The sequence below is a fragment of the Burkholderia sp. BCC0097 genome, from assembly GCF_902832985.1.
Classification (GTDB): Bacteria; Pseudomonadota; Gammaproteobacteria; order Burkholderiales; family Burkholderiaceae; genus Burkholderia; species Burkholderia orbicola.
Genome location: NZ_CADFDM010000001.1, coordinates 1,102,673 through 1,128,546 on the forward strand (window position 1 = coordinate 1,102,673; position 25,874 = coordinate 1,128,546).

At 68.3% G+C, this 25,874-nt stretch carries 25 protein-coding genes; 15 read left to right on the forward strand and 10 right to left on the reverse strand.

Annotation, left to right across the window (positions count from 1 at the left end; genetic code table 11):
* The first annotated feature begins 76 nt into the window (after window positions 1–76).
* From HWX07_RS04825 to HWX07_RS04835, 3 genes are all read left to right on the forward strand, one after another.
* The gene (locus HWX07_RS04825; RefSeq protein ID WP_175875390.1) at window positions 77–511 is read left to right on the forward strand and encodes a hypothetical protein; all 435 of its coding nucleotides are present in this window, start codon (window positions 77–79) and stop codon (window positions 509–511) included.
* Window positions 512–936: 425 nt separating this feature from the next.
* Window positions 937–3,531 carry a bifunctional lysylphosphatidylglycerol flippase/synthetase MprF gene (gene mprF, locus HWX07_RS04830; RefSeq protein WP_175875391.1) on the forward strand — a complete coding sequence of 865 codons (2,595 nt, stop codon included), beginning with the start codon at window positions 937–939 and terminating at the stop codon, window positions 3,529–3,531.
* Window positions 3,528–4,811, forward strand: a complete 1,284-nt coding sequence (locus HWX07_RS04835) for a virulence factor family protein (RefSeq protein WP_175875392.1) — start codon at window positions 3,528–3,530, stop codon at window positions 4,809–4,811. Before mprF ends, HWX07_RS04835 begins: the two co-directional genes overlap by 4 nt.
* 261 nt (window positions 4,812–5,072) lie before the next feature.
* Here the strand turns inward: HWX07_RS04835 and HWX07_RS04840 are convergent, their stop codons facing one another.
* From HWX07_RS04840 to uxuA, 4 genes are all read right to left on the reverse strand, one after another.
* Window positions 5,073–5,462: a hypothetical protein gene (locus tag HWX07_RS04840; protein WP_175875393.1), complete on the reverse strand. Its 390-nt coding sequence runs from the start codon at window positions 5,460–5,462 to the stop codon at window positions 5,073–5,075.
* 109 nt (window positions 5,463–5,571) lie between these two features.
* Window positions 5,572–7,005 (reverse strand): PLP-dependent aminotransferase family protein, encoded by a 1,434-nt coding sequence (locus tag HWX07_RS04845; RefSeq protein ID WP_175875394.1) that lies wholly within the window; start codon window positions 7,003–7,005, stop codon window positions 5,572–5,574.
* A gap of 130 nt (window positions 7,006–7,135) precedes the next feature.
* Window positions 7,136–8,446 (reverse strand): MFS transporter, encoded by a 1,311-nt coding sequence (locus HWX07_RS04850; protein WP_175875395.1) that lies wholly within the window; start codon window positions 8,444–8,446, stop codon window positions 7,136–7,138.
* A gap of 72 nt (window positions 8,447–8,518) precedes the next feature.
* A complete protein-coding gene (gene uxuA / locus HWX07_RS04855; protein ID WP_175875396.1) occupies window positions 8,519–9,580 on the reverse strand; it encodes a mannonate dehydratase in 1,062 nt (353 codons plus the stop codon).
* A gap of 268 nt (window positions 9,581–9,848) precedes the next feature.
* On the opposite strand from uxuA, the gene HWX07_RS04860 reads away from it, so the two are divergent.
* The 3 genes from HWX07_RS04860 to HWX07_RS04870 all read left to right on the forward strand — a co-directional run bounded on the left by HWX07_RS04860 (window position 9,849) and on the right by HWX07_RS04870 (window position 13,673).
* Window positions 9,849–10,571, forward strand: coding sequence for a FadR/GntR family transcriptional regulator (locus tag HWX07_RS04860; RefSeq protein ID WP_175875397.1), 723 nt, complete (start codon window positions 9,849–9,851; stop codon window positions 10,569–10,571).
* A 202-nt stretch (window positions 10,572–10,773) separates the two neighbouring features.
* Complete coding sequence (locus HWX07_RS04865; RefSeq protein ID WP_175875398.1) at window positions 10,774–11,904, forward strand: extracellular solute-binding protein; 1,131 nt, start codon at window positions 10,774–10,776, stop codon at window positions 11,902–11,904.
* Window positions 11,901–13,673 (forward strand): diguanylate cyclase, encoded by a 1,773-nt coding sequence (locus HWX07_RS04870; protein WP_175875399.1) that lies wholly within the window; start codon window positions 11,901–11,903, stop codon window positions 13,671–13,673. The genes HWX07_RS04865 and HWX07_RS04870 overlap by 4 nt, the downstream gene beginning before the upstream one ends.
* Window positions 13,674–13,757: 84 nt before the next feature.
* On the opposite strand, the gene HWX07_RS04875 is transcribed toward HWX07_RS04870, so the two are convergent.
* The 3 genes from HWX07_RS04875 to HWX07_RS04885 form a co-directional block, all read right to left on the reverse strand.
* Entirely contained in the window at window positions 13,758–14,057 is a 300-nt protein-coding gene (locus tag HWX07_RS04875) for a DUF4148 domain-containing protein (protein WP_175875400.1), read from the reverse strand.
* 285 nt (window positions 14,058–14,342) lie between these two features.
* Window positions 14,343–14,600: a hypothetical protein gene (locus HWX07_RS04880; RefSeq protein ID WP_006478949.1), complete on the reverse strand. Its 258-nt coding sequence runs from the start codon at window positions 14,598–14,600 to the stop codon at window positions 14,343–14,345.
* Window positions 14,601–15,040: 440 nt separating this feature from the next.
* Window positions 15,041–15,280, reverse strand: a complete 240-nt coding sequence (locus tag HWX07_RS04885) for a hypothetical protein (protein WP_175875401.1) — start codon at window positions 15,278–15,280, stop codon at window positions 15,041–15,043.
* A 34-nt stretch (window positions 15,281–15,314) separates the two neighbouring features.
* Between HWX07_RS04885 and HWX07_RS04890 the strand changes: the two genes are divergently transcribed.
* Window positions 15,315–16,223 (forward strand): LysR family transcriptional regulator, encoded by a 909-nt coding sequence (locus HWX07_RS04890; protein ID WP_175875402.1) that lies wholly within the window; start codon window positions 15,315–15,317, stop codon window positions 16,221–16,223.
* 108 nt (window positions 16,224–16,331) lie between these two features.
* Complete coding sequence (locus tag HWX07_RS04895) at window positions 16,332–16,964, forward strand: LysE family translocator (protein ID WP_175875403.1); 633 nt, start codon at window positions 16,332–16,334, stop codon at window positions 16,962–16,964.
* Between the two features lie 72 nt (window positions 16,965–17,036).
* On the opposite strand, the gene yddG is transcribed toward HWX07_RS04895, so the two are convergent.
* From yddG to HWX07_RS04910, 3 genes are all read right to left on the reverse strand, one after another.
* Window positions 17,037–17,981, reverse strand: a complete 945-nt coding sequence (gene yddG, locus HWX07_RS04900) for an aromatic amino acid DMT transporter YddG (RefSeq protein ID WP_175875404.1) — start codon at window positions 17,979–17,981, stop codon at window positions 17,037–17,039.
* 189 nt (window positions 17,982–18,170) lie between these two features.
* Window positions 18,171–18,332: a hypothetical protein gene (locus HWX07_RS36925; protein ID WP_244129921.1), complete on the reverse strand. Its 162-nt coding sequence runs from the start codon at window positions 18,330–18,332 to the stop codon at window positions 18,171–18,173.
* Window positions 18,333–18,565: 233 nt separating this feature from the next.
* Window positions 18,566–20,251: a metallophosphoesterase family protein gene (locus tag HWX07_RS04910; RefSeq protein ID WP_175875405.1), complete on the reverse strand. Its 1,686-nt coding sequence runs from the start codon at window positions 20,249–20,251 to the stop codon at window positions 18,566–18,568.
* A gap of 319 nt (window positions 20,252–20,570) precedes the next feature.
* Here HWX07_RS04910 and HWX07_RS04915 point away from each other — a divergent pair, with 319 nt between their 5' ends.
* The 7 genes from HWX07_RS04915 to HWX07_RS04945 all read left to right on the forward strand — a co-directional run bounded on the left by HWX07_RS04915 (window position 20,571) and on the right by HWX07_RS04945 (window position 25,858).
* Window positions 20,571–20,870 (forward strand): YXWGXW repeat-containing protein, encoded by a 300-nt coding sequence (locus tag HWX07_RS04915; RefSeq protein ID WP_175875406.1) that lies wholly within the window; start codon window positions 20,571–20,573, stop codon window positions 20,868–20,870.
* Between the two features lie 226 nt (window positions 20,871–21,096).
* Complete coding sequence (locus HWX07_RS04920) at window positions 21,097–21,891, forward strand: RNA polymerase sigma factor (RefSeq protein ID WP_175875407.1); 795 nt, start codon at window positions 21,097–21,099, stop codon at window positions 21,889–21,891.
* Entirely contained in the window at window positions 21,888–22,307 is a 420-nt protein-coding gene (locus HWX07_RS04925; protein WP_175875408.1) for a hypothetical protein, read from the forward strand. Before HWX07_RS04920 ends, HWX07_RS04925 begins: the two co-directional genes overlap by 4 nt.
* A complete protein-coding gene (locus tag HWX07_RS04930) occupies window positions 22,304–22,804 on the forward strand; it encodes a periplasmic heavy metal sensor (protein WP_175875409.1) in 501 nt (166 codons plus the stop codon). The genes HWX07_RS04925 and HWX07_RS04930 overlap by 4 nt, the downstream gene beginning before the upstream one ends.
* Before the next feature lie 222 nt (window positions 22,805–23,026).
* The gene (locus tag HWX07_RS04935; protein WP_175875410.1) at window positions 23,027–24,421 is read left to right on the forward strand and encodes a DUF1800 domain-containing protein; all 1,395 of its coding nucleotides are present in this window, start codon (window positions 23,027–23,029) and stop codon (window positions 24,419–24,421) included.
* Window positions 24,418–25,581, forward strand: coding sequence for a DUF1501 domain-containing protein (locus HWX07_RS04940; RefSeq protein WP_175875411.1), 1,164 nt, complete (start codon window positions 24,418–24,420; stop codon window positions 25,579–25,581). Before HWX07_RS04935 ends, HWX07_RS04940 begins: the two co-directional genes overlap by 4 nt.
* 58 nt (window positions 25,582–25,639) lie before the next feature.
* Window positions 25,640–25,858, forward strand: a complete 219-nt coding sequence (locus HWX07_RS04945) for a YXWGXW repeat-containing protein (protein WP_027780761.1) — start codon at window positions 25,640–25,642, stop codon at window positions 25,856–25,858.
* Window positions 25,859–25,874 lie beyond the last annotated feature (16 nt).

Consider the following 25,874-nt stretch of genomic DNA (forward strand, 5'->3'; position numbering starts at 1 on the left):
GCATCGGCCGCTCGCTGCAGCAATGGTTCCGGCGGCGCATGATGTCGGCTCTCCCACGAAGCCATGGAGTCGCGTGATGACCGTCTTCCCGCATTTTCCGATTCGAACGTTCGTGATTGCCGCCGCGTTGGCGGCCGCCGCGGTTTCCAGCGCGCCGGCCATCGGCCAGACGTCGACGGTGCCGGCAGGTTCGGCCGCAGCGACGCCCGATAACGCGGTGCTGCTGACCGTATTCCTGAAGCACGACCAGTCGCGCCCGCTCGCCGAGCTGAACACGCAACTCGCGAAGCAGGGTTTCTACAAGGCGTTTCCGCCGCCGGGCGTCGAGGTCGTGAGCTGGACCGTGACGATGGGGATCGGGCAGATCGTCGTGCTGCGATTGCCGGCGTCACGGCTGCGCGAGGTCAATCGCGTGCTCGAGGATACGGCCTGGGGTGCGTACCGGACGGAGTTCTACCCGACCTATGACTACAAGGCGATCGGGTTGGGGGAGCATGAGCGGGCGAAGTGACGCGCAGCGGCGTATTTCCGTACTCGTGGTGCGCCGGGACGGGCGCACCGAATCACCCCGCCGCCATTCCGAAACGCGCCGCGCCATCGCGTTTTCATCCTCACCCGCCGGGCTCGGCGCGGCAGATTCCTCCCAAATGCATCACAAGTCATTCATCCGATGAAAAAACCACCCCGGTTCCCGGTATGATGCGCACCTTGCGTTCGTAGGGCGCACGGTTTCTTTATGCGTTTTGATGCGCGAGAAACCACAAATCCGCACAAAGGCGACGTGAAAGATTCTGTAATATAAGTTCCGTATACTCGTAAGTTCTGATCCAGGCGCCTCGAGCCCGTCTTCGGCCGCCGCCCATGCAGAACAACCAGATACGTCGCCGCCCGGCCAGCCCGCGCCGCGACACGCTATGCACCACCACTGAACACGTTATGTCTTCCCGCCACCCTGGTTCGCCCGGCCGCGCCGAGGCGGTGATCGCCCGTGCCCGGGCGCTGATCCGCAACGAACGCGTACTGTCGCCGCTGCTCGCGCTCGGCATCGGCCTGCTGCTGATCGTGGTTTTCCAGCATCTGTCGGAATCCGTCGACTACCGGTCGGTGATTCGCCAGTTGCGTCACATGTCCGTCGGCGAGTGGGGCGCGTCGCTGGCCGCGACGGCCCTCAGCTATCTCGCGCTCGTCGCCCGCGACGCGGTCGGCCTGCGTTATGTCGCGGCCAGGGTGCCGCGCGTCGCGCTGTGGATCGGCGCGATCGCCGGTTCCGCGCTCGGCAACGCGACCGGCTTCGGCGCGCTGACGGGCGGGGCGGTGCGCGCGCGCGTGTACGGCGTGTCGGGTGTCACGCCCGCCCAGATCGGCCGGATGACGGTGTTCACGAGCGGCACGCTGGCGCTCGCGATGGTGCTGATGACGGCGGTCGGCATGGTCTGCGTGCCGGACGCGCTCGCCGCGATGCTGCACGTCGTGCCCGGCGTGCTCACGTGGACGGGCGCCGCGTTGCTCGTCGCGCTCGCCGCGCTGGTCGTGCTGTGCGGCAACACCGCGCGCCCGGTCGTCACGCGCTTCAAATGGCTGTCGTTCGACGTGCCGGCGCGGCGCGATCTCGTCGCGCAGGTCGTCTATGCGGTGCTCGACGTCGTTGCCGCGGGCCTCACGCTGTGGGTGTTGCTGCCGGCGGCTCCCGTCGGCTTCCCCACCTTCATCACCGTTTATGCGGCCGCGTTGCTGCTCGGGATGATCGGCCATACGCCGGGCGGGATCGGCGTGTTCGAAGCGGCGATGGTCTTCACGCTGGGCCGCGAAGTGCCCGCGCACGCGATGGTCGCCGCGCTGATCGCGTATCGGGCGATCTATTTCGGCGTGCCGCTCGTGCTGTCGGCCGGCCTGCTGGCCGGCTTCGAGGGCCGCGCGCTGCGGCGCCGGCTCGTGACGCGGCAGGCCGTGCGCGTCTCGCAACTGGCGCCGGTGTTCCTGAGCCTCGTGACCTTCGCGGTCGGCGGGATGCTGGTGATCTCGAGCGCGACGCCCGCGTTCTGGCACCGGATCGCGATCCTGCGCCACATCGTGCCGCTGTGGGTGCTCGAAGGCTCGCAGGTGATCTGCAGCGTGCTCGGCGTCGCGCTGCTGTTCGTCGCGCGCGGGCTGCTGCGCCGGCTCGACGGCGCGTGGTGGATGACTTTCGCCTTGACGCTCGCGAGCCTGGCGCTGTCGCTGGCCAAGGGCCTCGCGTTCGTCGAGGCAGGCGTGCTCGGCACGCTGCTCGTGCTGCTGCTCGTCAGCCGCCGCCGCTTCAACCGTCATTCGTCGCTGCTTGCCGAGCGCTTCACGGTGAGCTGGTTCGTGTCGGTGGCGATGGTGCTGATACTGGCCGTTTGGGTGCTGTTCTTCGCGTTCCGCGACGTGCCTTACACGCGCGATCTGTGGTCGCATTTCTCGTTCGATGCGCGCGCGCCGCGGGCGCTGCGCGCGACGCTCGCCGCCGGCGTATTCGTCGCGCTGTTCGCGCTGTGGCAATTGCTGCGTCCGGCGCCCGGCCGTTTCGTGAAGCCCGCCGAGCAGGACCTGATCGACGCGGAGCAGATCATCCGCGCGCAGGAATGCAGCGACGCGGGCCTCGCGCTGATGGGCGACAAGTCGTTCCTGTTTTCCGAATCGCGCCGTGCGTTCCTGATGTACGCGAAGAACGGCCGCACGTGGGCCGCGCTGCACGACCCGGTCGGGCCGCGCGAAGAGTGGCCGGCGCTGATCAGCAAGTTCATCGCGCTCGCGCATGCGCACAGCGGCCGCGCGGCGTTCTACCAGGTGCGCGCGAATGCGTTGCCGCTGTATCTCGACGCGGGGCTCACGCTGATGAAGCTCGGCGAGGAAGCGCATATCGCGCTCGACCAGTTCGACCTGAAGGGTTCGAACCGTTCGCACCTGCGCTACGCGCTGCGCCGCGGCGACAAGGATGCGCTGACGGTCGAGGTGATCGCGCCGGGCGACGTGCCGGCCGCGCTGCCGGCGCTGCGCGACATCTCCGACGGCTGGCTCGACAGCCGCGATGCGCGCGAGAAGAGTTTCTCGGTGGCCGCGTTCCACGACGGCTACCTGTCGACGCAATCGGTGATGCTGGTGCGGCAGGCCGACAAGCCGATCGCGTTCGTCACGTTCATGACGACCGACCTCAACACCGAGGCGACGGTCGGCGTGATGCGCCATCTGCCGGACGCATCGCCGTACGCGATGGAGTATCTGTTTACGCAGCTCGCGCTGCATCTGAAGGAAGCGGGGTTCCGCAAGCTGAGCCTGGGCATCGCGCCGTTCTCGGGGATGGGGGCGGCGAAGATGCCGTCGCCGTTCCACCGGCTCGGCCTGATGGTCTGGCGCTTCGGCGGCCGCTTCTACAACTTCCGCGGCTTGCGCGCTTTCAAGAGCAAGTTCGAACCGCACTGGGAGCCGCGTTATCTCGCGGCCTCGGGCTCGGTCGGCGTGTTCGTCACGCTGGCGGATCTGTCATTGCTGGCTGGAGGTCGGCGTTCATGATGTTGAAGAAGGTAAGCGCGCGGGCGGCAGCCGCCTGCGCGGGAATGATGCTGGCCGGCGCCGTGTGCGCCGCGCAGCCGGCCGACGTGAAAGCCGAAACCGTGTCCGGCGGCCGCTACGGGCCCGTGACCGTGACCAAGCCGAGCGGGCCGCTGCGCGGATTCGTCGTGCTGTTCTCGCGTGAGGCCGGCTGGCATGCCGCCGATCAGCAGGCGGCCGACGCGCTCGCGAAAGCCGGCGCGATGACGGTCGGCGTCGATTCCGGGCGTTACGCGGCGAATCTCGCCGCGAAGCAGGAGACTTGCCATCACCTCGACGGCGACGCCGAGGCGGTCAGCCATCAGCTCGAACGTCTCGCGCAGTCGTCGCGCTATTTCACGCCGATCGTCGCGGGCGTGGGCCAGGGCGGTGCGATCGCGAAGCAGATCCTCGCGATGGCGCCGGAGAACACGATCGCCGGCGTCGTCGCGGTCGGTCCGGCCGCGAAGCTCGATTCGCGCTTCAAGCCGTGCCCGCCCGATCCGACGATCGTGCGCCGCGCGATGCCGGGCTTCGTCGAAACGGCGGCCGCGGGCGACACCGCGAAGCTCGTATCGCTCGTCACGTCGCACCTGCGCGATACCAGCGGCGGCAGCGACGAGCTCGACGTGTCCGACCTGCCGCTCGTCGAGCTGCCGGCCAAGGGCGGCAGCGACCGGCTCGCGATCGTGATCTCGGGCGACGGCGGCTGGCGCGATCTCGACAAGACGATCGCCGAGGCGCTGCAGCGCGACGGCGTGTCGGTGGTCGGCATCGACAGCCTGCGTTATTTCTGGAGCGAGAAGCCGCCCGCCCAGGTGAGCCGCGACCTGGCCCGCGTGATACGCACCTACATGGCGCGCTGGCATGCGAGCCGCGTGGCGCTGGTCGGCTACTCGTTCGGCGCCGACGTGATGCCGTTCGCGTACAACCGGCTGCCGGCCGACCTGCGCGACAAGGTCGCGGTGATGTCGCTGCTCGGCTTCGCGCCGTCGGCCGATTTCCAGATCCGCGTGACGGGCTGGCTCGGGATGCCCGCGAGCGACAAGGCGCTGAAGGTCGCGCCGGAAATCGCGAAGGTGCCGCCGACGCTCGTGCAGTGCTTCTATGGCGCGGAAGAGACGGACACGATGTGCCCTGCGCTCGCGAACACGGGCGCCGACGTGATCAAGACGCAGGGCGATCACCACTTCGGCCGCGACTACATCGCGCTCGAGAAGAAGATCCTCGGCGGGTTCGGCAAGCCGGCAGCGGCGCGCTGAATGCCGGCGGCGTCCGCATGATGGCGGGCGCCGGCCGGTTTGCTTCCGGTTCATCGTACGGGCGGCCAGCGAGCCGCCCGTTTCATTTTCCGGGCTGCGTTGCGGCGTCCTGCGGCGGCAGGGTCGTTCCCGCGTCGCGCTTGCGCGGCGGAACGGGCTGCGGCGGGACACGCGGCAGACCGGGACGAAACAGGGGCAGCAAGCAGATGGGTGGCGGACGCCGGCAGGCGTACGGGCACGCGAGCATGCCCGTGGACGCGATCAAGCGTCGACGACGAGCGCCGGATCGAGCGCGCGGATGCGCTGGTCGATGAAGTAGCCGCCGCCTTCCTGGTAGCGCAGGAACAGGCGGCCGCACGTGCGGCAGCGGCTGACCGTGCAGCGGTTGTACGGGAAATGACGCGGCGCGATTGGTGCGTCGTCCGATGCATAGCGCGTGCCGGCCGGATGATATTCCGTGTAGGTCGGTTCGGCATCGCCCGGCGGCGCGAGCGTGGCCACTTCGATCAGTTGCGTGTCCGGCAGCGACAGCGGCAGGGTCGTCCAGCCGGCGAGCGAGGTCTTCGTGCACGTGCACGGCTGCGTGACGTGCGCCGCTTCGGCCGTCAGTTTCAGCAGCGCGTCGTGATCGACGTAAGGCAGGGGGCTCATGGGCAATCGGGAGAGGGCGGCAGGACCTGCAATGTAACCCGCATGTGGAGCGGCTGCATGACCGTGACGCACGCAGCACGGCGCGGTCATGCAGCCGCTCAGCACGCGATCAACCCGCCTTGCGGACCGACGGCTGCGCGACCAGTTCGCCGAGCACGCGGATCGCGCGCTCGATGTCGCGGCTCCACGGATGGCCGAAGTTCACGCGCACGCAGCGCTCGAAGCCGTGCGCGGCCGAAAACAGCGGGCCCGGCGCGAAGCTGATGCCGCGTTCGATCGCCTCGCGATGCAGTTCCATCGCGTCGATCGCATCGGGAAACGCGAGCCACAGGAAATACCCGCCTTCGGGCCGCACCCATTCGACGCCGGCCGGCAGCCAGCGCCGCAGCGCGTCGTCCATCCGGTCGAGCTGCGCGTGCAGCGCGCCGCGCAGCTTGCGCAAATGCCGGTCGTAGCCGCCGTGCTCGAGATAGTTCGCGATGCCGGCCTGCGCGGGAATGCTGGCCGACAGCGTCGTCATCAGCTTGAGCCGCTGCACCTTCTCCGCGAACCGGCCGGCGGCGGCCCAGCCGATCCGGTAGCCGGGCGCGAGCGTCTTCGAGAACGAACTGCAGTGCATCACGAGGCCGTGACGGTCGAACGCGCGCGTGGGCAGCGGGTAGTCCGGGCCGAAATGCAGTTCGCCGTACACGTCGTCCTCGATCAGCGGCACGTTGCGCGCCGCGAGCAATTCGACGAGCGCGCGCTTCTTTTCGGCGGTCAGCGTGACGCCGGTCGGATTCTGGAAATTGGTCATGAACCAGCACGCGCGGATGGCGTGCCGGTCGAGCGCGTTCGCGAGCGCATCGAGATCGAGGCCGGTGCGCGAATCGACGGGAATCTCGACCGCGCGCAGGTCGAGCCGCTCGATCGCCTGCAGCGCCGCATAGAAGCCTGGTGCTTCGACGGCGACGACGTCGCCGGGCCGCGTCACCGCCATCAGGCACAGGTTCAGCGCTTCGAGTGCGCCGTTCGTGACGACGATTTCGTCGATCGGCTGCGAGATGCCGGTGGCGAGATAGCGCCGCGCGATCTGCTGGCGCAGCGCCTCGTTGCCGGGCGGCAGGTCGACCACCGTGCTCCACGGGCTCACGAGCCGGGTGGCCTGCGCGAGCGACTTCGCCAGGCGCGGCAGCGGAAACAGCTGCGGCGCCGGGAATGCGGAACCGAGCGGCACGATGCCGGGCTGCGTGGCCGCATCGAGCACGGAGAACACGAGGTTGCTGATGTCCACCTTGCGCGTTGCACCCGCGCGGCTCGTACGGCGTTTCGTCGCCGGGCTCGTGGCCGGCTGCGCGCCCGGCGCGACGTAGTAGCCCGAGCGTTCGCGCGCGCGGATCAACCCCCACTGTTCGAGCAGGTAATACGCGCGAAACACCGTCGACTGGCTCACGCCGTGTTGCGCGATGATCTGCCGCAGCGACGGCAGACGTGTGCCGACGGCGAGGTTGCCGTTGCGGATGTCGTCGGCGATCGTATGGGCGAGGGTCTCGTAGCGTTTCATCGGCGTGGGCGGGGCGCTTCGCCGCCGCACGCGGGCCGGGGCGGCACCGCGCCCGGCGGGCGCGGCTCATTGTCCGATGCGTGGCCCGAAAAGGAAAGAGCGGGCACTTCGGTCGCGCCGTCCCGCTGCGTCACGCCGCGTTCGGCTCGACATTCCGCCCGCTGCTGCCGCGCTGCAGCGGCGGCAACGGTTCAATCTTGCCGACGACGAACAGGTACGACAGCGCACCGACCACGCACAGCGCGCCGGCCACCGCGAGCGGCACCACGAACGAGCCTTTCGTGATCGACAGCATCACGCCGGTGAAGGTCGTGATGAAGATGCCCGCGAGATTGCCCGCGAAGTTCTGGATGCCGCCGAGCGAGGCGACGTGCGCGGGCGTCGGCGCGACTTCGCCGACCAGCGTCCACACGTTGGCGCCGGCGAACGACAGGCTGGCATACGCGAGCGCGAACAGGCCGAGGCAGGCCCACACGTTTTCGACGAACGCGGACAGCGCGATCGACGACGACAGCAGCATGCCGAGCACGAGACAGGTCTTGCGCGCGGCGGTGGCGCTCCAGCCACGGCGGAACAGGCTGTCCGACACGTAGCCGCCGAGCCAGCCGCCGGGAATCGCGAGCAGTGCGGGCAGCATGCCCCACGTGCCGAGCGACGCGAGCGAGAAGCCGCGCGATTGCAGCAGGTAGCTCGGGAACCACGTGATGAAGAAGTAGATCGCGAAGTTCAGGCAGAACAGGCCGATCATCATCCCCCACACGGTGCGATAGCGGAACAGGTCCAGCCACGACACCTTCGGGCCGTCGGTTGCGGCCGCAACCGTCGGTGCGCCGCGTTGCGCGAGCAGCGCATCGACGGCGTCCGGCGCGATCGCGCGATAACGTTCCGGGTCGCGATAGACGAACCACCACGCCAGCGCCCAGACGATGCCGATGCCGCCCGTGATCACGAACGACCCGCGCCAGCCGACGAGCGAGATCAGCCACGCGACGAGCGGCAGCGACAGCGCGGAGCCGACGCGCGAGCCGCTGTCGAAGATGCTGCTGGCCAGGCCGCGCTCGCTGCGCGGAAACCAGTTGAACGCGACCTTCGCGAACGACGGGATCGCGGCCGCTTCGCCGACGCCGAGCATCAGCCGCACGCCGACGAGTTGCGCGAGGCCCCGCGCGGCGCCAGTCGCGACGGTGAACACCGACCACCAGCCGACGGCCAGCGCGAGGCTCACGCGTACGCCGACCTTGTCGATGAACCAGCCGGCCGGTAACTGCAGGAACGCATAGGTCCAGAAGAACGCGCTCAGCACGAGCCCCATGCCGACCGCGTCGAGCCCGAGGTCGGCACGGATGCTGGGCGCCGCGATCGCGAGGTTCGCGCGATCGATGAAGTTGATGACGTTGGCCAGGAAGCACATCAGGATCATGGCCCATCGAATGCGTGGCATGGCGGTGTCTCCGCGCGGAATGTCGTGGCGGGCGACCGGCGATCCGCTGCGCCGGCCGCCTCGAAGGGCGGATTACCGCGACGCTTGCGGGGTGCGGTCGAACTTCGCCAGCGCTTCCCACAGGCCGTTCAGGTAGACGGCGCCGAGCGCTCGGTCGTACAGGCCGTAGCCGGGCTTGCCCGTCTCGCCCCAGATCATGCGGCCGTGGTCGGGGCGCACGTAGCCGGTGAAGCCGGTGTCGTGGTAGGCCTTCACGATCGCGGCGATGTCGAGCGAGCCGCAGCTCGACAGATGCGCGGTTTCCTCGAAATTGCCGTTCGCGTCGACCTTCACGTTGCGGATGTGCGCGAAATGGATGCGGCCCATCGCGCCGAACTCGCGCACGAGCGCTTCGACGTCGTTCTCGGGGCCCGCGCCGAGCGAGCCCGAACACAGCGTCAGCCCGTTCGCGGGCGAGTCGACGATGCGCACGATCCGCGCGAGATCGTCGCGGTTCTTCACGATGCGCGGCAGCCCGAAGATCGGGCGCGGCGGATCGTCGGGATGGATCGCCATCTTCACGCCGGCTTCCTCGGCGACCGGAATGATCGCCTTCAGGAAGTATTCGAGGTTGGCCCACAGCGTGTTCTCGTCGACGTCGCGGTAGTCGGCGAGCAGCGTCTGCAACTGTTCGGGCCGGTAGCTCGAATCCCAGCCGGGCAGCGCGATGCCGTCGCTCGGATCGATCCGGTCGACCGCGTCGGTGCTGAACGCGAGGCAGGTCGAGCCGTCGTCGAGCGTCTTCGACAGCTCGGTGCGGGTCCAGTCGAACACGGGCATGAAGTTGTAGCAGACGACGCGGATGCCGGCCGCGCCGAGATGGCGGATCGTTTGCCGATAGTGGTCGATCAGGCGATCGCGGGTTGGCTTGCCGAGCTTGATGTCCTCGTGCACCGGCACCGATTCGACGACGTCGAACCGCAGGCCGGCGCGCTCGACCGTCGCCTTCAGCGCGTCGATCTTGTGCGCGGGCCAGACCTCGCCCACGGGTTCGTCGTAGATCGCGGACACGATATGCGTGACGCCGGGGATCTGGCGGATGTATTGCAGCGAGACCGGATCGGACTCGCCGTACCAACGGAAAGACATCTTCACTGGAAAGGCTCCTGGCTGGCGGTTCATGCGTCGGACGAGCGGGGCGGCGGCGTGCCGGGCCGTCGTCGGTGTTCGGATTATGATTGGTATACCAGTCGTGGCGCATAGTGGTTTACCAGTTGTTCGGCGCGCGTTGACCCGCGACGTGTTTCCGGACGGGACTGGCGAGGCTGGCCGATCGGTCGAACCGGCGGCGCAGTCAAATTGGTGTACCATTTTGTCGATCCGACGCCGCAGCGGCGCCGGCCAGCCTGTTGCGAGCCTTTCGATGACCGACCTTTCCAGCCTGCCCGCCAGCCGCGACACCGATGCCGCGGACCGCTCCTATATCGGCCTTGCACGGCAGATTCACGCGATGGTGGCCGCCGGCGCGTTCGAAGCCGGCGCGCGGCTGCCGTCGGAGCGCAGTCTGGCCGACCAGTTCGGCGTGAGCCGTACGCAAGTGCGCGAGGCGATCATCGCGCTCGAGGTGCAGGGGGTCGTCGAGGTGCGGATCGGTTCGGGCATCTACGTGTCGGCGGCCGACGCCGCGCGGCCGGTCACGTTCGAAGTGCCGCGCGGCCCCGGGCCGATCGAGACGCTGCGCGCGCGCGGGCTGATCGAGGCGGAAGTCGCGGCACTCGCGGCGACCGAGCGCAAGGATGCCGATCTCGACCGCCTGTTTTTCTCGCTGACGACGATGCGCGAACAGATGAACGACAAGGCCGCATACGACGCGGCCGATCGCCAGTTCCACCTGCGCATCGCGGAATCGACCGGCAACACGGTGCTGCTGCACATGGTCACGGCGATGTGGGATTGCGCACGCGCCGATCCGCTGTGGGACAAGATCGAGGAGCACTTTCACTCGCCCGCGCTGCGCGAGGCGTCGCAGGAGGATCACCAGCGGATCTTCGCGGCGATCATGGCGCGCGACGCGGACGGTGCGCGCGACGCGATGCGCGCTCACCTGTCGCGCGTGATCGCGGAATTCACGCAGGCCTGGCGCTGACGTTCGTATTCGCGTCGCCGCGTCGCCGCGTATTCGTGTGTTCGTGTGCTCGCGGCTCGACGCCGGCCGGTGTAATCGGGTCGCATTCAGTCAGTCGTGAGGCCCGTGAATAGGCGCGACGTGCGGCTTGTTCCGATTGCGTGCCCCTGCGTTTTATGGTCTCGTTGCGGGATATCGCATCGACTCGAAAAAGGACAGTCGAATGCAGCCGGGCGATTCACGCGGGGTGCGATTGATCAGGGGAATCGGTGCACGTGCGCGCGCCCGCGGCGCCGTGCGCACGCTGCTTGTCATGCTGACGCTTGGCTTACTGGCGCCCGTTCTGCCGGCCGTCGCCGCCTCTCCCGAAACCGTCAACGACAACGTGCTGCGCGTGCTGGCCTGGCCCGGTTATGCGGACAGCGATATCGTCAGCGCATTCGAGGCGCAGTTTCATGTGCGTGTCGAGGTGACGCTGGTCGATTCCGACGAAGCGCTGTGGACGCGGTTGCACAGCGCGTCACCGCCGCCGTACGACGTGCTGGCCGCGAACACGGCCGAGATCCAGCGCTATGCGCATGAACACCTCCTTGCGCCGATCGACTTGTCGCGCATCGCGAACCGGCGGCGGCAGTTGCCGAATTTCCAGCAACTCGCGACGATCGGCGGCCTCGTGCAGGACGGGGCGTCCTACGCGATCCCGTTCACGTATTCGTCGATGGGGCTGATCTACGACCGCAAGCAGGTGCCGGCCGCGCCGCGCTCGATGCGCGAGCTGTGGAATCCGCGCTATCGCGGCAAGGTGCTCGACTTCAACAGCGCGCAGCACAACTTCTCGTTCACGGCGCTGGCGCTCGGCTATCCCGATCCGTTCCGCCTGTCACCCGCGCAGACGCTTGCCGTGGCCCGCAAGCTGATCGACCTGCGCCGCAACCTGCTGACGTACTACACGCTTCCCGAAGAAGCGACCGCGCTGTTCGTCCAGCATCGCGCGGCGCTGATGTTCGGCAACTACGGCACGCAGCAGGTCGAGCAGTTGCGTCGCGCCGGCGCGGACGTCGGGTACGTGATCCCGGACGAAGGCGCGCTCGCGTGGCTCGACTGCTGGGCCGTCACGCGCGGCGCGCAACGTCCCGAGCTTGCATTCGCGTGGATCAACTACATGCTCGAACCGGCGATCGGCGCGCTGCTGACCGAGCGTCAGGGGCTCGCGAACACGCTCGAGCCGCCGCGCGGCCTGGATACGGGGCACCAGCATCTCGTGTGGCTTCGGCCCGTGGAGGACATCGCGCGCCGCGAATCGCTGTGGAGCCGCATCGTGTCGGGCGACCGGCCGGAGCGATTCGGAAAATGATCCGGCTCGGCCTCACGTCGAAGCTGTCGGTGCTGTTCGCGTGCATCGGCGTGATCGCGGCCGGCACGACCGGCTACTACGCGTATCGCGCCAACCGCGCGATGCTCGTGCAGGAAGCGCAGCACAGCCTGCTGATGTCGACGCAATTGCTCGGGCAGCGCTTCACCACCGCGCTTGCCGACGTGGCCGACGATGCGCTCGTGCTCGCGCAGTTGCCGTCGTCCGCGTCCGTCGCCGGCGGCGACAACCCGGATACCGTGCGACGCATGCGGCTCGAGCAGGTTTACTACAGCTTCATGCGCAATCATGCGGAATACCTGCAGATCCGCCTGATCGCGAGCGGGCATTTCGGGATCGAACGCATTCGCCTCGATCGCGATGCGCGCGGCATCGTCGTACTGCCCGAAAGCGCGTTCCAGGAGAAAGGGCAGTTTTCCTATGTATTCGACACGCTCGCGACGGCGCCCGGCCATATCTATCTGTCGCCGATCGTGATCAATCACGAGACGGGATCGCATGCGGCGGAAGGGCTGCCGATTCTGCGCGTGGGCACGCCGGTGGTCGACGCGTCCGGCCAGACGGTCGGCGCGCTCGTCGTCGACGTGGAGCTGTCGCGCATGTTCGACCGGCTCGAACGCGATCTTCCGGACGACTATGCGGTCTATCTCGCGAACGAGTGGGGCGATTTTCTCGTGCATCCCGATCCGGCGCAGACGTTCGGCTTCGATCGCGGCCGGCGCGTGCTGATGCAGGACCGCTTTGCCGTCACGCGCGCGCTGTTCGACAGCGCGCGCACGAACGTGACGCTCAATGGACTCGCGCAGCCCGACGAAGCGCCGGGCCAGATGTTCGCGTTCGTGCGCACGCCGTTCGGGCAGGACGAGGGCAACCGCTTCGTCGTGCTCGGGATGGCTCGCCCGCTGGCCGACGTGCTCGCGCCGGCCGGCATGCTGGGCGAACGAATCGTCAGGATGGTGCTCGTATCGAGCGTGCTTGCGGTGATTCTCGCGATCCTGTTCGCACGTGCGATCACGCGGCCGTTGCAGACCCTCGCGCGCGCCGCGACACACGTGTTCGACGATCCGGCCACCGAGCGGCTGCCGGTCGAGCGGGCCGACGAGATCGGCGTGCTCGCACGCTGTTTCGACAGCATGCGCGTCGAGATCCGCACGCAGATGGCGATGCTGCGCGCGAAGCAACTGGAGCTGACGCACCTCGCCGGTCACGACCCGCTGACCGGCCTGCCGAACCGCCTGCTGTTCATGGAGCATCTCGAGGCCGCGATCCGGCATGCGGCCGCGGTGCGCGAGGGGCTGGCGGTGATGTTCGTCGATCTCGACCGCTTCAAGCAGATCAATGACCAGCACGGACACTCGGCGGGCGACCGCACGCTCGTCGCGGTCGCGAAGCGGCTGAGCCAGGTGCTGCGCGGCGGCGACATGGTGGCACGGCTCGGCGGCGACGAATTCATCGTGCTGATTTCGGACGTGCGTTCACCCGCGGTGATCGGCGATGTCGCGTCGCGCATCCAGATCGTGATGGCCGAGGAACTCGAGTTCGACGAAGGGCGCATGGCCGTCGGCGCGAGCATCGGTGTCAGCGAGTTTCCGGCGGATGGCGCGTCGGCCGAGGAGTTGCTCGTCAAGGCCGATGCGGCGATGTACGCGGCGAAGGCGTCCGCGCAGTGCGTGTGCGTGCGCTATCAGGATCTCGTGCGCGGCGGCGCGCCGGACGAAACCGGTCGCGTCGCCTCGGGCGGCAGGCGCTGACGGCGGTCCCAAACGCGACGAGCCCGTCGCGGGACGGGCTCGGCGCCTCCGCGGGCCGCATGCGCGGCGCGCGCGGTGGCAGGCTTAGTGGCCGAAGTAGACCGAGTCGCGCGGGTTCTGCGCGCGGACGACCGGTGCGCCGCTCTCGACGGTCGCCGCCGGTTGCGAGCCGGAGCCGCTGTTGTCGACGCCCTGCACGCGGGCTTGCGCAGCCTGGATGTCGGCGGGGTAATGCGGGCTCGACTGGCTGGGCTTGTAGCCGGCGTTTTCGAGCTGGACCAGTTCCTCGCGCACCTGGGCGCGCGTCACGGTGCTTTGTGCGAATGCGCCGAACGAGGCGGACAGGGCGACTGCGGCGGCGACTGCGGAAACGAGCGATTTCATGATGACCTCCGATGTTTATTTGGCTTTCCGCGTTCGACACCATGTCGTAAGCGGTTGATTACATCGTAGGCGTCGCGTGATCTAGGGTAAACGTGGGTTTGAGTGAAAGATCGTTGCGCTCGAGGTAATAATTTCGAGACAAACGTCTTCCGTCCCCATGCGGTATTGCCGGGATTGCAAGGGACAGCGGCAGGCTTGAACGGAAGGGGCGCGCACGGGCGACGCCCCGCGGCAAGGATCGATGAACCTCGTGCAGCGCGACCGCCAGACGGCAGGGTGGCTGGATCAGACCCCGTCGTCGTCGATTTCCTTGCGCTCCCGGCGTTCCTCGTTGCCGCGGCGCGCGCGCAGCCGCTGACGCGACAGGACCGCGATCACCTGCTGGGTCGGCGCGCCGGACGGCAACTCGTTGCGAATGCGATCGGGCACCATCGGCAGGCCCGCACGCTGGCGGCGCAGTGCCTTGGCGATTGCCCGGCGGCACTCGTCGCCGTGGCAATCCCATTCATCGCGGATTCTCTGGCAATAACGGCATTGTTCCATCCGAATAGTCTAACGCGTCTTCGGGAATGGAGCTGGGCGCGGTGTCGGACGTGTCGCGCGCCGGGCGGCAGCGGCGACCGACGGTTCAGGGGCGGGCGATGGCAGGCTGAATCGGACTGCGAATCAAGTCGAATGGAATCGTTCACCGACACGACGGTTTCCTGTCCGTCTCCATACGGAATCCTTGCGCGCGGACGGGGCCGGCGCGCGTCATCGGAGCGACCAGATGCCCCAGATCGCGATCAGCAAGCCAAGGCCCAATCCGCAGCCCAATAACACATAGGTTTCCATTTCGTGTCTCTGAAAACGTGGCAACGCCGATGTCGGCATCAGCGTACGCGCAGCAAAGCCGGTCGCGTATCGTTCGCGTATCGTTCGCGCTGTCGGCCGGAGCGGGTCGGAGCGATACGCCGGTCCGCGAATACTACGCGTTGCAGCTTTCAGAACCCATGCGCGATCGATGGCTTGATTGCGTGCACGCTGCCCGTCCGGGCGGCAGACGATCCGCCGTGCCGAAATGCGCCCGACTTCCAGATCATCCGCGACGCTACGGCGAGCACGAACAGGAGGGCGACCATTCTGAAAATCCCGGGCGATATCGTGTCCCGCAGCGGACGAACCAGCCACATGCCGGTAAGCGCCGGCAGTTCAATATAATTCAAGTCGATAAGCCACTTCATGCGTGGCATGCATACCCGAGAACAAGGAAACCCGATGACGCTTGCCCAGTTGCAGGCCCTGGCCGCCGTGGTCGAACTCGGCTCGCTGACGGCCGCGGCAGACCGGCTCAGCCGCAGTCAATCCGCGATCAGTCACGCGTTGACGGAGCTGGAAGACATCACGCAGGTCAAGCTGCTCTCGCGCGATCGGCAGCCGGTCGTCCTGACGGCGGCCGGCGAACGCCTGTGGCCGTATGTCCAGAGCGTGGTGCGGGAAGCGCAGATGCTGCGCCAGCAGTTCAGCCTGTCGCGCGGCAAGCTTGAAGGGAAGCTGGTGGTCGCGTCGCTGCCGAGCGTGTCGCTGGCGTTCGTCGTTCCCGCGCTCGAGGCGTTGAAGGAAACGCACCAGGGCGTGTCGGCAGTGCTGCTCGAAGGTACGGACAGCGAAGTCGAAGGGTGGATCGACGACGGGACGGCCGACGTCGGCGTGGTCGCCGGCACGAAGACGTTCACGCACAACCTGCCGCTCCTCGACGAGGATTTTGTCGCGGTAGCGGCCGGCGACATGTTCGCAGGGCGCAGGAGCGTGTCGCCCAGGCAGTTGGCCGCGGCGCCGTTCATCTTCTCGAAGGCGGGGTGCGGGCCGGTGATCACGGATTACTTCGCACGCGGCGGCGCGCCGCTTCGGGCCGCGTTCAACGTCGTCGAGATGCGCACCATCCTGTCGATGGCGGAGGCCGGCATGGGCGTGTCGATCGTGCCGCGCATCACGCTCACGTACACGCCGTTCGGCGGCCGTGTGCTGGAATTGTCGCCGCGGCTGCATCGCTCCGTGCGACTGGCGTGGAACACCGCGGGCAACGCGGTCGCGGACGAGTTCGTGCGGCTCGTCGATGCGCAACGTGCGAAGGCGGGAAAGACGACCCGGACGCCCGCGAAAAAAAGAGCAAGTAGCAACCGGTAGGCACGATGCACGGCGCTCATGGGGCGCTTGCAGTTTATTCATGCCAATGATGATCGACATGCAATATATTGTTCGGACATCGTTGTCGTTGCCATGAAGGAGCGTGCCGTGCCGGCCTTGCCTACCCTGTTTGCGTTCGGACTCGTGTCGCTCGGCATGGTGCTGACGCCCGGACCGAACATGATCTATCTGGTTTCACGCTCGATCTGCCAGGGCCGCCGCGCCGGGCTGATATCGCTCGGCGGTGTCGCACTGGGATTCGTGTTCTACATGGTGTGCGCGGCAGTGGGCATCACCGCGCTGGTGATGACCGTGCCGTACGCATACGATGCGCTGCGCTTTGCCGGCGCGCTGTATCTGGCGTACCTGGCGTGGCAGGCGCTGAAGCCGGGCGGGCGCTCCGCGTTCCAGGTCCGGCAGTTGCCGCACGACAGCCGCGTCAGGCTGTTCACGATGGGCTTCGTCACGAACCTTGCGAACCCGAAGATCGCGGTGATGTATCTGTCGTTGCTGCCGCAGTTCGTCGTGCCGGGGCACGGCAGCGTGCTCGCGCAGTCGCTGGCGCTCGGCGGCGTGCAGATCGCGGTGAGCGTCAGCGTCAACGCGCTGATCGCCTGTGCGGCCGGTTCGATCGCGGGCTTTCTCGCCGGGCGGCCGCTGTGGGCGGCGGTTCAGCGCTGGTTGATGGGGACGGTGCTGGCCGGGCTGGCCGTGCGGATCGCGCTGGAATCGCAAAGGTAGCACGCGGCGGCCGCGGTTCGGGGCCTGGCCGACCGCTGCGTTCGGACCTTCCCTAGACGGCGCCGGGCATCGTTACCCGTGACAGTTACCCTCGGCCTCCGTGCCGATCGGCACGGGCTCGGCCTCATCACGACGCCGGATGCGCGTCGCGAGCCAGCACAGGATCGAGCCGCCGCACACCATCGATGCGCCTTGCCAGAATTCGATCGACAGCGGCGCATGCAGCAGCGTGGCGGCGAGGGCGGCGGCGAGTACCGGCGTGAAGTACGACGCGCCGACGATGACCGTCACGTTGCCGTGCATGATGCCGGTGTTCCAGGCTGCATAGCCGAAGCCGAGCGCCGACGCCGCCAGCACGAGATACACGGCCGCGCGAAAACTGAACGTCATGCCGCCGCCACCTTCGATCGCGAACTTGATCCAGAGCACCGCGGCGACCAGCATGAAGAACGGCGTGACGCCGTTCTTGCCGTCGGCGATGCGCGCGGTCACCGTGCAATAGGCGGCCCAGATCAGCGCACCGAACAACGCCAGGCCGTAGCTCAGCGGATTGCTCGCGACGTTGCGCAGCATGCCGGCCGGATCGAGCCCCTGGTCGCCGCCGAGCACCCAGCAGATGCCGAGCATCGACAGCAGGACGCCCGGCACGACCAGCAGGTTCGCGCGCTGTCGGTTGAATACGATGGCGGCGACCAGCGTAAGGCTCGGCCACAGATAGTTGACCATCGCGACTTCGATCGCTTGCCGACCGTTGCTCGCATAGCCGATCGATAGCGCCAGGCACAGCTCGTACGACACGAACAGCAGCCCGCCCCAGAGCAGATAGTTTTTCGGGAAGCGGCTCAGGTCAGGGAAGCCGATCGAGAACAGCAGCAGAACGGACGCCACCGTATAGATCATCGCCGCGCCGCCGGTCGCGCCGAGGCTTTCGCTGACCCCGCGCACGAGCGCGACCACCGACGCCCATAACAGTACCGCGCCGAGCCCGACGAGCGTTGCCTTGTTCTTGCGTTTCATGCTTGCTACGTGTTTCAACATGCCAGTTCGATTTCGGATGATTCGGCTCGGCTCGGCTCGCGCGTGCCGTGGGCACGAGCCGCGATACAACGAGAAGATTTCGCCGGAAACGCGCATTTTACGGGGACGCGGCCGTTGGAGCGATGCGGCCGGACTGGCGTGTACGGTCGATTCAGTCGCGCGCGCCGATCACGCGTCGTCGATACGCCAAGGTGCGTCGATTTCCGACAGCGCACGTCCGACCTCGTCGAGCATCGCGTTTCGCGCCGGGCCCAGCGTCGTGACAAGGCGGAAACCGGCTGCTTCGGTCGACGGATCGATCAGCGGCCAGCCGCGGGCCGCGGGCCGCATCGCGAATGTCGAGCCGTCGTTCGCGTGGATCGACGTCGATGTTGCGATGTGCTTGCCGCAGCACATTCGCGATGGCGTCGAATGCGTCGGCCGTAGGGGGCGTGTGAATGCGGTATTCGAAACTCATCTGCATGGGCCGGCGTGCGACGCGGGCAGTCTAACCCGCGCCGCGCGTTCCGTCCGTGGACGGCCGCGCATCGGGCGCTCGTCGCAGCGGGCGCCCGATGCGTCGATCACCGCTCGTGCCGCTTCTTGCTCAACTCGATCGTCTCGAACAGTTCGTACTGCGCGGTCGGATGCTGGTCGGCGCCCGGCGCGTGGTAGTAGCGCATCGTGATCGTCGTGTGGCCGCCCGGCTTGCCTGGATCGTGATCGAACACCGCGATCCCGTAGCCGGTGCCAGTATCGCGGCGCGCGGACCAGATCGCGTCCTCGAGCGCATCGGCCGGCTGACGCACGAACGTGTTCGGCGCGGTGCCCGGCACCGGCCGGTTCGGCTTCGTGAACACCTTCGCCTGCGCAAAGCCGGTCGACGGGTTCTCGCCGTACACGTCGAGCGGCGCGCTGGTGCCGCCGCCGCCGAGGATCAGGTGGATCGTGCCGTGGCTCGTGTCGAACTTCGTGCGGTCCGGGTCGTTCGAGCCGACCGGGCGCGGCTGCAGCGTTTCGACCACCTCGCCGGTTTTCGCATCGATGCCCGCGCGGTGATTGCAGCCGCGCACCGGGTAGCTGCGCTCGTAGTCGTGATCGTGGCCGCACAGCACGAGGTCGACGCCGTAACGATCGAACAGCGGCAGCCACGCTTCGCGAATGCCCTTGTCGGACCCGTTGCCGGTTTTCGACGAACTGAGCGCGTCCTGATGCATCTGCACGACGATCCAGTCGATGTCGTCGTCATGCGCGGCATGACGTAGCGTGCGTTCGAGCCAGCGCGTCTGCTCGCCGTTGCTGTAGCCGCGCACGTAGAACGACGTGCCGGGCTCGATCGGCGGGCGGCCGGTGCTCGCGGCCGGCACGAGCGGCGCCGGGCCGCCGACGAACGCGGCGGCGTCCTGGTACACGACGTCGTCGGCGTCGAGCGACACGAACAGCACCGAGCTCACGCGGAAGCTGTACCAGCGGCCCGGGAAATGCGTGCCGTTCTCCGGCAGCGTATAGCGTGCGAGGTACGAGTCGAGCCCTTGCGGACCGTTGTTGAATTCGATCTCGTGATTGCCGGGGCACGGCATCCACGGGCGGTTCGCGGCCGACGTCTGGTTGTTGTTGCCGAAATCGCGCCACACCTCGGGCTGGTGCGCCGGGTTCAGGTTCGCGTAGCAGAGGTCGCCGTTCAGCAGGTGGAACAGCGGCTGGAACTGTTCGACGGCCTGCACCGCGAAGCGGCTCTGCGGCGACGACAGCACCCACGCGCCGTTCGGCGTCGCGAGATCGCCGTAGCTCGTGAAACGAAACGGCGCCCGGCCGTGCGGCGCGGTCGAGAAATTCGCGGAGAACGGCTGCGCGGCGTTGCTGTCGTTGTCGGCCGTGATCTCGTAGCGGTAGCGCGTATCCGGCTTCAGCCCGTGCACGCGCGCGTGGTACGCGAACACGGTCTCGCCGTTCAGGCCGTCGGTGTACAGGCGCTGGACGCCGTGCACGGTGCGCGCCGGCTCGCCGTCGGCGACGATGCGCGCGCGCGGATTGACGGCGGGGGCGAGCGATGCCCACGAGATCACGACTTCGGACGTCGGGTCGTTGCCCCACGTCAGGTGAACCTGTTCGGGCGTGCCGTCCGGATTCGACGTGGTGGCGCGGGCGGCCGCGAGTCCGCCGGCAGCGGTGGCGAGGCTGGAGACGCCGGCGAGTTTCAGGAAGCCGCGACGCGACACGGAGGCGGCCGGCTCGTTCGGCTGGTCAGGGAAAGTGTCCTGGTTCGACATGGTCGGTGTGTTCGTTTGATGGGGCGCGAGGGGGAACCGCGCGGCCGTGCGCAAGCACGGCCGGGGCGTGGGCCGGAAACGAGCGGGATCCCGGTCGCCTGCATTGTCGAAGGGCAGTTTTGCCGCGTTGTGACAGTACCGCAACCCCGCATGCGTGGCGGCCGATACGTACGATCGCGCCGTGCGCGCCTCCAGTCGGCATGACGCCGCGGTGGCCCCCGAAATTTATTCACCGATATCGCGACGGATTTCTTCCGCCTGCTCCGTTTAATGCATGAACGACCGCCACCGGTCGATGCCCGTTATTTCGGAGTCTTTCATGAAACTTTCTGTTCCATTGCGATGGGCCGCCGCAGGCATGGCTGCGCTCGCGACGTCCGTCGTATTCGCACAGGCCGTCATCGTCGCGCCTTATGCACCCCCGCCGCCGCGCGTCGAAGTGATGCCGGCGGCCCGTGCGGGTTATGTATGGGATCAGGGGCACTGGCACTGGCGGCAGGGTCGCTACGTGTGGATTCCGGGCCACTGGCAGGTCGTGCGCGTCGGTTACCACTGGGTGCCCGGGCATTGGGACGCGCGTGGCCCGGCCTGGCGCTGGGTACCGGGCCACTGGGCCTGACGTGCACGCCGCCGCGCGGCACGCGAGGCCGGCGCGGCGGATTTTTCACGCAACATCATGAGTCGAAGCAATGCCCTTTCGAACCATCGTGATATTGGCGGCAGCAGCGATCGTGCTGGCCGGCTGCGTCGTGGTGCCGGCCCGTCCGGTGTATTACCGGCCCGCGCCGGTCGTCGTATATTGAGCGCGCCGGCCGACGGTCGCGCGGCCGGTAGACAGGATCGACATGCGGCGCGAACCGGATGTCGATGAGACCGACACGGCCGACACCGTGTGCGATGCCGGGCGCGACGCGCGCGACGATGCCGAACCGTCGGAACCGTCGGCATGGCGCCGTCCGGCGATGGCCCGACGCATGCAAGGAGAGCACGACGATGAGCTTCAGCCGGGCGGTGGGGATACCTGCCGTGACAGGGCGGCGCCCGCGCGCCGCGCGACGGAGCAGGCGGCGTTGAACGATCGCGGCGACCGCGATCCGGACGCGGAACTCGTCGCGCGCGTCGGCGCGCGCGATGCGTCGGCGGTGCGCGTGCTCGTCGCACGCAAGCTGCCGCGGCTGCTCGCATTGGCGACGCGCATGCTCGGCGACCGGAGCGAAGCCGAGGACGTCGCGCAGGAGACGTTCTTGCGAATCTGGAACCAGGCGCCGCGCTGGCGCGAAGGCGAAGCCCGCTTCGACACGTGGCTGCATCGCGTCGTGCTGAACCTGTGCTACGACCGGTTGCGCGGCCGGCGCGAGGAGCCTGTCGACACACTGCCCGACGTGCCGGATACGCAGCCGGAGCCGGCCGCGCATGCGGAACTGCGCTCGCGCGACGCACGCGTGCGGCAGGCGCTGGCCGCGTTGCCGCCGAGGCAGCGGGAAGCGCTGGTGCTCCAGTACTATCAGGAAATGTCGAACGTGGAAGCGGCCAACCTGATGGGCATCACCGTCGATGCGCTGGAAAGCCTGCTCGCCCGTGCGCGGCGCAACCTGCGCGCGCAACTGGCCGGCGATCCACCTAGCGAGGACAAGCGATGACACCCGAACGATTTCGTACCATCGTCGCCGCGTATGGCTCGGACGCGCGGCGCTGGCCGCAAGCCGAACGCGCGGCGGCCGAAGCGTGGGCGCATGCGCATCCGCGCGACGCATTGGAAGCGCTCGACGAGGCGGCCGAACTGGATGCGTGGCTGATGCAGGACACGGTCGCGCCGCCCGCGCCGGCGCTGGTCGAACGTATCGTCGCCACGGCGCCCGCGCCGCAACGCGCGCGAAGCCGCGGCAGAGTATGGTGGTCGGGCGCCGCGTTCGCGGGCGTCGGGCTGGCCGGCGCGCTTGCCGGTGCGGTCGCCGTGTCGATGCTGATGCTCGGCAGTGCGCCGATCGCGCAACACGAACCGGGCTACCTGACGACGACGTTCGGCGGCCCGAGCATCGACGGAGCCGACGAATGAGCGAACGCAGTTGGAAATTCATTCTCGTCGGTTCGGTCGTGTTGAATGTGTTCATGCTCGGTGCGATCGGCGGCGGCGCGTATCAGTGGTTCTCGACTCACCGCGACCTGCCTGCGGGCACGCCCGCATCGCGCACCGCGTTGCGTTTCGCCGCCGACGAATTGCCCGATGCGCGGCAGCGCGAGTTCGCCGCCGCGCTGAAGGCGGCGCGCAAGAGCGGCCGCGATTTCGCGCGGGAAGGGCGCGACGGCCGGATTACCGTGCTCGACCTGCTCGCCGCGCCGCAGCTCGATCGCGCGGCGATCGATGCGGCGCTCGACCGCACGCGCGCGGCCGACACCGCGATGCGGGCGCAGGTCGAGCGCAGCGTCGTCGATTTTGCGGCGACGCTGACACCCGAAGAGCGCGCCAAGTTCGTCGACGGGTTGCAGCACAGCGGCAACTGGCGTTTGCCGCCGAAGCTGCAGAAGAAGCCGGACGCATCGGCGAGCGAGTAAGCCGCGCGCGGGCGGCATGCGATCCGCGTGTCGCTCGCGCGTCATGCGTGTGCCGGTTCCGGTGAATCGCGCGGCCGTTCTCCATTGACGATGCCTGCCGCCGCGCGGCGAGAAACTTCCGCCCGGCGTTCCCTCGATCAAAAAAGAATATTTTCCCTTCCCGCGACGGATTTCCCGGTGTGCTTGCGTTGAACGTGAGTACGCACCGCAAGAGAGCCCGTCATGGACCACCCGAACGACTCCACGCCGGCCGCGATCGCGCTGAACCGCTTCGGTCTCGGCGCACGCGCCGACGAAGCGCCGCCCGCCGATCCGAAAGCGGCACTCGTCGCGCAATTCGACCGCTACGACGCACGACCCGCCGCATGGGCCGGCGAACCGGACGCAATCACGCTCGCCACGCGCTTTGCCGATGCACGCAACGCGATGAAGAGCGACGACCCAAGCGCGAAGCGCGCGACCGAGCAATCGATCCGCCGCGATGGCTACGACGCGTATCGCAGCGCCGTCGCCGCGCGCATGAACAGCGCGCTGACCACGCCCGCGCCGTTCGTCGAACGTCTCGTGCATTTCTGGGCGAACCATTTCGCGGTATCGGTCGACAAGGGGCAGGTGGCCGCGTACGCGGGCGCATTCGAACGCGACGCGATCCGCCCGCACGTGCTCGGCCGTTTCGAGGACATGCTCATCGCCGTCGAGCAGCATCCCGCGATGCAGGTGTTCCTTGATCAGGCGCGTTCGGTCGGCCCCGACAGTCCGGCCGCGCTGCGTGCGCAGGCACGCAATCCGGCGGCGAAGCGCGGGCTCAACGAGAACCTCGCGCGCGAAATCATGGAACTGCATACGCTTGGCGTGCGCACCGGCTACACGCAAGCCGACGTGACCGAATTCGCCCGCGCATTGACCGGCTGGAGCATCGCTGGCGGGCGCGGGCCGCAACCGGGCGATGCGGCGCCCGGCGCATTCGTGTTCCGCCCGAACCTGCACGAACCCGGCACGCGCACGGTGATGGGCCGCACCTACGATCAACCGGGCGAAGCGCAGGCGCGCGCGATCCTGCACGACCTCGCGCGATCGGAGGCGACGGGCCGGCACATCGCGTTTCAGCTCGCCCGTCATTTCGTCGCCGACAACCCGCCGCCCGCGCTGACCGATCGGCTCGCGCGTGCATTCGACACGAGCGGTGGCGATCTGCCGACCGTCTATCGCGCGCTCGTCGACGCGCCGGACGCGTGGTCGCCGGTCGACCGCAAGTTCAAGACACCGTGGGAGTGGGCCGTATCGTCGCTGCGCGGGCTCGGCTGGCGCGACACCGGTGATCTCAAGCCCGCGCCGCTGCTCGCGCAGCTCGGCCAGCCGGTGTGGCGGCCGGGCTCGCCGGCCGGCTACGACGACGTCGCCGCGAGCTGGGCCGCGCCCGACGCGCTCGTGCGCCGCGTCGAGATTGCGCAGCGTCTGGCCGCGCGCACGGGCGACCGGCTCGACCCGCGCACGCTCGGCAACACGCTGCTCGCCGGTTCGCTGAGCGCGCCGACCGCGACCGCGCTCGCGCGCGCCGAAAGCGCGACGACGTCGCTCGCGCTGCTGCTTGTCTCGCCCGATTTCCAACGGAGATGATCATGGCACTGTCCCGCCGACAATTCCTCAGCGTCGCCGCCGCCGGCGCGGGCGCGATCCTCGTCGCGCCGCGCATCGTATTCGCGAACGTCGAGACCGACCGGCGCTTCGTGTTCGTGATCCAGCGCGGCGCGGCCGACGGCCTGAACATCGTCGTCCCGTATGCGGAGCCCGCGTATGCGTCGCTGCGCGGCCCGCTCGCGATCGACACGGCGGCGGCAACGCGGCTCGACGGCACGTTCGCGCTGCATCCGTCGCTCGCGCAGACTGCGCAGTTGTATCGCGACGGTCAGGCGCTGTTCGTCCATGCGATCGCGTCGCCGTATCGCGACCGCTCGCATTTCGACGGCCAGAACGTGCTCGAAACGGGCGGCCGTGCGCCGTACCAGGTGAAGGACGGCTGGCTGAACCGGCTCGCCGCGCTGCTGCCCGCGACGCGCGACAACGCGATTGCATTCGCGCCGACCGTGCCGCTCGCGCTGCGCGGCACCGTGCAGGCCGCGTCGTATGCGCCGTCCGGCTTGCCCGCCGCGCCGGACGATCTGCTCACGCGCGTGTCGTCGCTCTACGAAGCCGACGCGCAGCTCGGCCCGTTGTGGCAATCCGCGATGGAAGCACGCGGTCTCGCCGGCGATGCGCATGCCCGGCAGGACCCGGCCGGCGTCGGCAAGCTCGCCGCGACGTTTCTCGCGCGTGACGACGGCCCACGGATCGCGATGATCGAGACGGGCGGCTGGGATACCCATAGCGCGCAGAACGCGCGGCTCGCGAATCAGTTGAAGGCGCTCGACACGATGCTCGCCGCGCTGCGCGACGGCCTCGGGCCCGCGTGGCGGCAGACCACGGTGCTGGTCGCGACCGAGTTCGGCCGCACGGCCGCGGTGAACGGCACGGGCGGCACCGATCACGGGCAGGCGTCGGTCGCGATGCTGGCGGGCGGCGCGGTCGCCGGTGGTCGCGTGATTGCCGACTGGCCGGGACTGCGACCCGGCGATTTGTACGAAGGGCGCGACCTGAAGCCGACCGCGTCGCTCGACGCGCTGATCGCGGGCGCGGCCGCCGACAGCCTGCGGCTCGATCCTCGCCGCACCGCGTCCGCGTTGTTCGTGGAAAGCGGCCCGACGCGGCCGATGAGCGGTCTCATTCGCGAGTCCGCGTGACGCAGCGCGTAGCCGCGACGGGTGCCGTCAACCCACTACACAACAGGGAGAATCAACCATGAAAATCCGATCCGTTTCGCTCGCCGTATTGGTGAGCGCGAGCGCCGTGCTGATGTCCGCCTGCGTGGTCGAGCCCGTGCGGCCGCCGCAGCCCGCACCGGTCGTCGAGGTGGCGCCGCCACCGCCCGCGCCGGGCTATCGCTGGGCGAAGGGGCATTACCGGTGGGCCGGCAATCACTGGGCATGGGTGCCGGGGCACTGGGTGGCCGTGTACTGACACGGCAAGCGTGTCG

Coding starts and splice junctions, on each gene's coding strand:
- HWX07_RS04940 (WP_175875411.1), top strand. CDS start 24,418: ATGATCATGGCACTGTCCCGCCGACAATTCCTCAGCGTCGCCGCCGCC.
- HWX07_RS04935 (WP_175875410.1), top strand. CDS start 23,027: ATGGACCACCCGAACGACTCCACGCCGGCCGCGATCGCGCTGAACCGC.
- HWX07_RS04835 (WP_175875392.1), top strand. CDS start 3,528: ATGATGTTGAAGAAGGTAAGCGCGCGGGCGGCAGCCGCCTGCGCGGGA.
- HWX07_RS04930 (WP_175875409.1), top strand. CDS start 22,304: ATGAGCGAACGCAGTTGGAAATTCATTCTCGTCGGTTCGGTCGTGTTG.
- HWX07_RS04865 (WP_175875398.1), top strand. CDS start 10,774: ATGCAGCCGGGCGATTCACGCGGGGTGCGATTGATCAGGGGAATCGGT.
- HWX07_RS04885 (WP_175875401.1), bottom strand. CDS start 15,280: ATGAAGTGGCTTATCGACTTGAATTATATTGAACTGCCGGCGCTTACC.
- HWX07_RS36925 (WP_244129921.1), bottom strand. CDS start 18,332: ATGCGGCCCGCGGCCCGCGGCTGGCCGCTGATCGATCCGTCGACCGAA.
- HWX07_RS04945 (WP_027780761.1), top strand. CDS start 25,640: ATGAAAATCCGATCCGTTTCGCTCGCCGTATTGGTGAGCGCGAGCGCC.
- HWX07_RS04860 (WP_175875397.1), top strand. CDS start 9,849: ATGACCGACCTTTCCAGCCTGCCCGCCAGCCGCGACACCGATGCCGCG.
- HWX07_RS04845 (WP_175875394.1), bottom strand. CDS start 7,005: ATGAAACGCTACGAGACCCTCGCCCATACGATCGCCGACGACATCCGC.
- HWX07_RS04880 (WP_006478949.1), bottom strand. CDS start 14,600: ATGGAACAATGCCGTTATTGCCAGAGAATCCGCGATGAATGGGATTGC.
- HWX07_RS04850 (WP_175875395.1), bottom strand. CDS start 8,446: ATGCCACGCATTCGATGGGCCATGATCCTGATGTGCTTCCTGGCCAAC.
- HWX07_RS04840 (WP_175875393.1), bottom strand. CDS start 5,462: ATGAGCCCCCTGCCTTACGTCGATCACGACGCGCTGCTGAAACTGACG.
- HWX07_RS04915 (WP_175875406.1), top strand. CDS start 20,571: ATGAAACTTTCTGTTCCATTGCGATGGGCCGCCGCAGGCATGGCTGCG.
- HWX07_RS04910 (WP_175875405.1), bottom strand. CDS start 20,251: ATGTCGAACCAGGACACTTTCCCTGACCAGCCGAACGAGCCGGCCGCC.
- HWX07_RS04920 (WP_175875407.1), top strand. CDS start 21,097: ATGCGGCGCGAACCGGATGTCGATGAGACCGACACGGCCGACACCGTG.
- HWX07_RS04925 (WP_175875408.1), top strand. CDS start 21,888: ATGACACCCGAACGATTTCGTACCATCGTCGCCGCGTATGGCTCGGAC.
- mprF (WP_175875391.1), top strand. CDS start 937: ATGTCTTCCCGCCACCCTGGTTCGCCCGGCCGCGCCGAGGCGGTGATC.
- HWX07_RS04890 (WP_175875402.1), top strand. CDS start 15,315: ATGACGCTTGCCCAGTTGCAGGCCCTGGCCGCCGTGGTCGAACTCGGC.
- yddG (WP_175875404.1), bottom strand. CDS start 17,981: ATGAAACGCAAGAACAAGGCAACGCTCGTCGGGCTCGGCGCGGTACTG.
- HWX07_RS04870 (WP_175875399.1), top strand. CDS start 11,901: ATGATCCGGCTCGGCCTCACGTCGAAGCTGTCGGTGCTGTTCGCGTGC.
- HWX07_RS04825 (WP_175875390.1), top strand. CDS start 77: ATGACCGTCTTCCCGCATTTTCCGATTCGAACGTTCGTGATTGCCGCC.
- HWX07_RS04875 (WP_175875400.1), bottom strand. CDS start 14,057: ATGAAATCGCTCGTTTCCGCAGTCGCCGCCGCAGTCGCCCTGTCCGCC.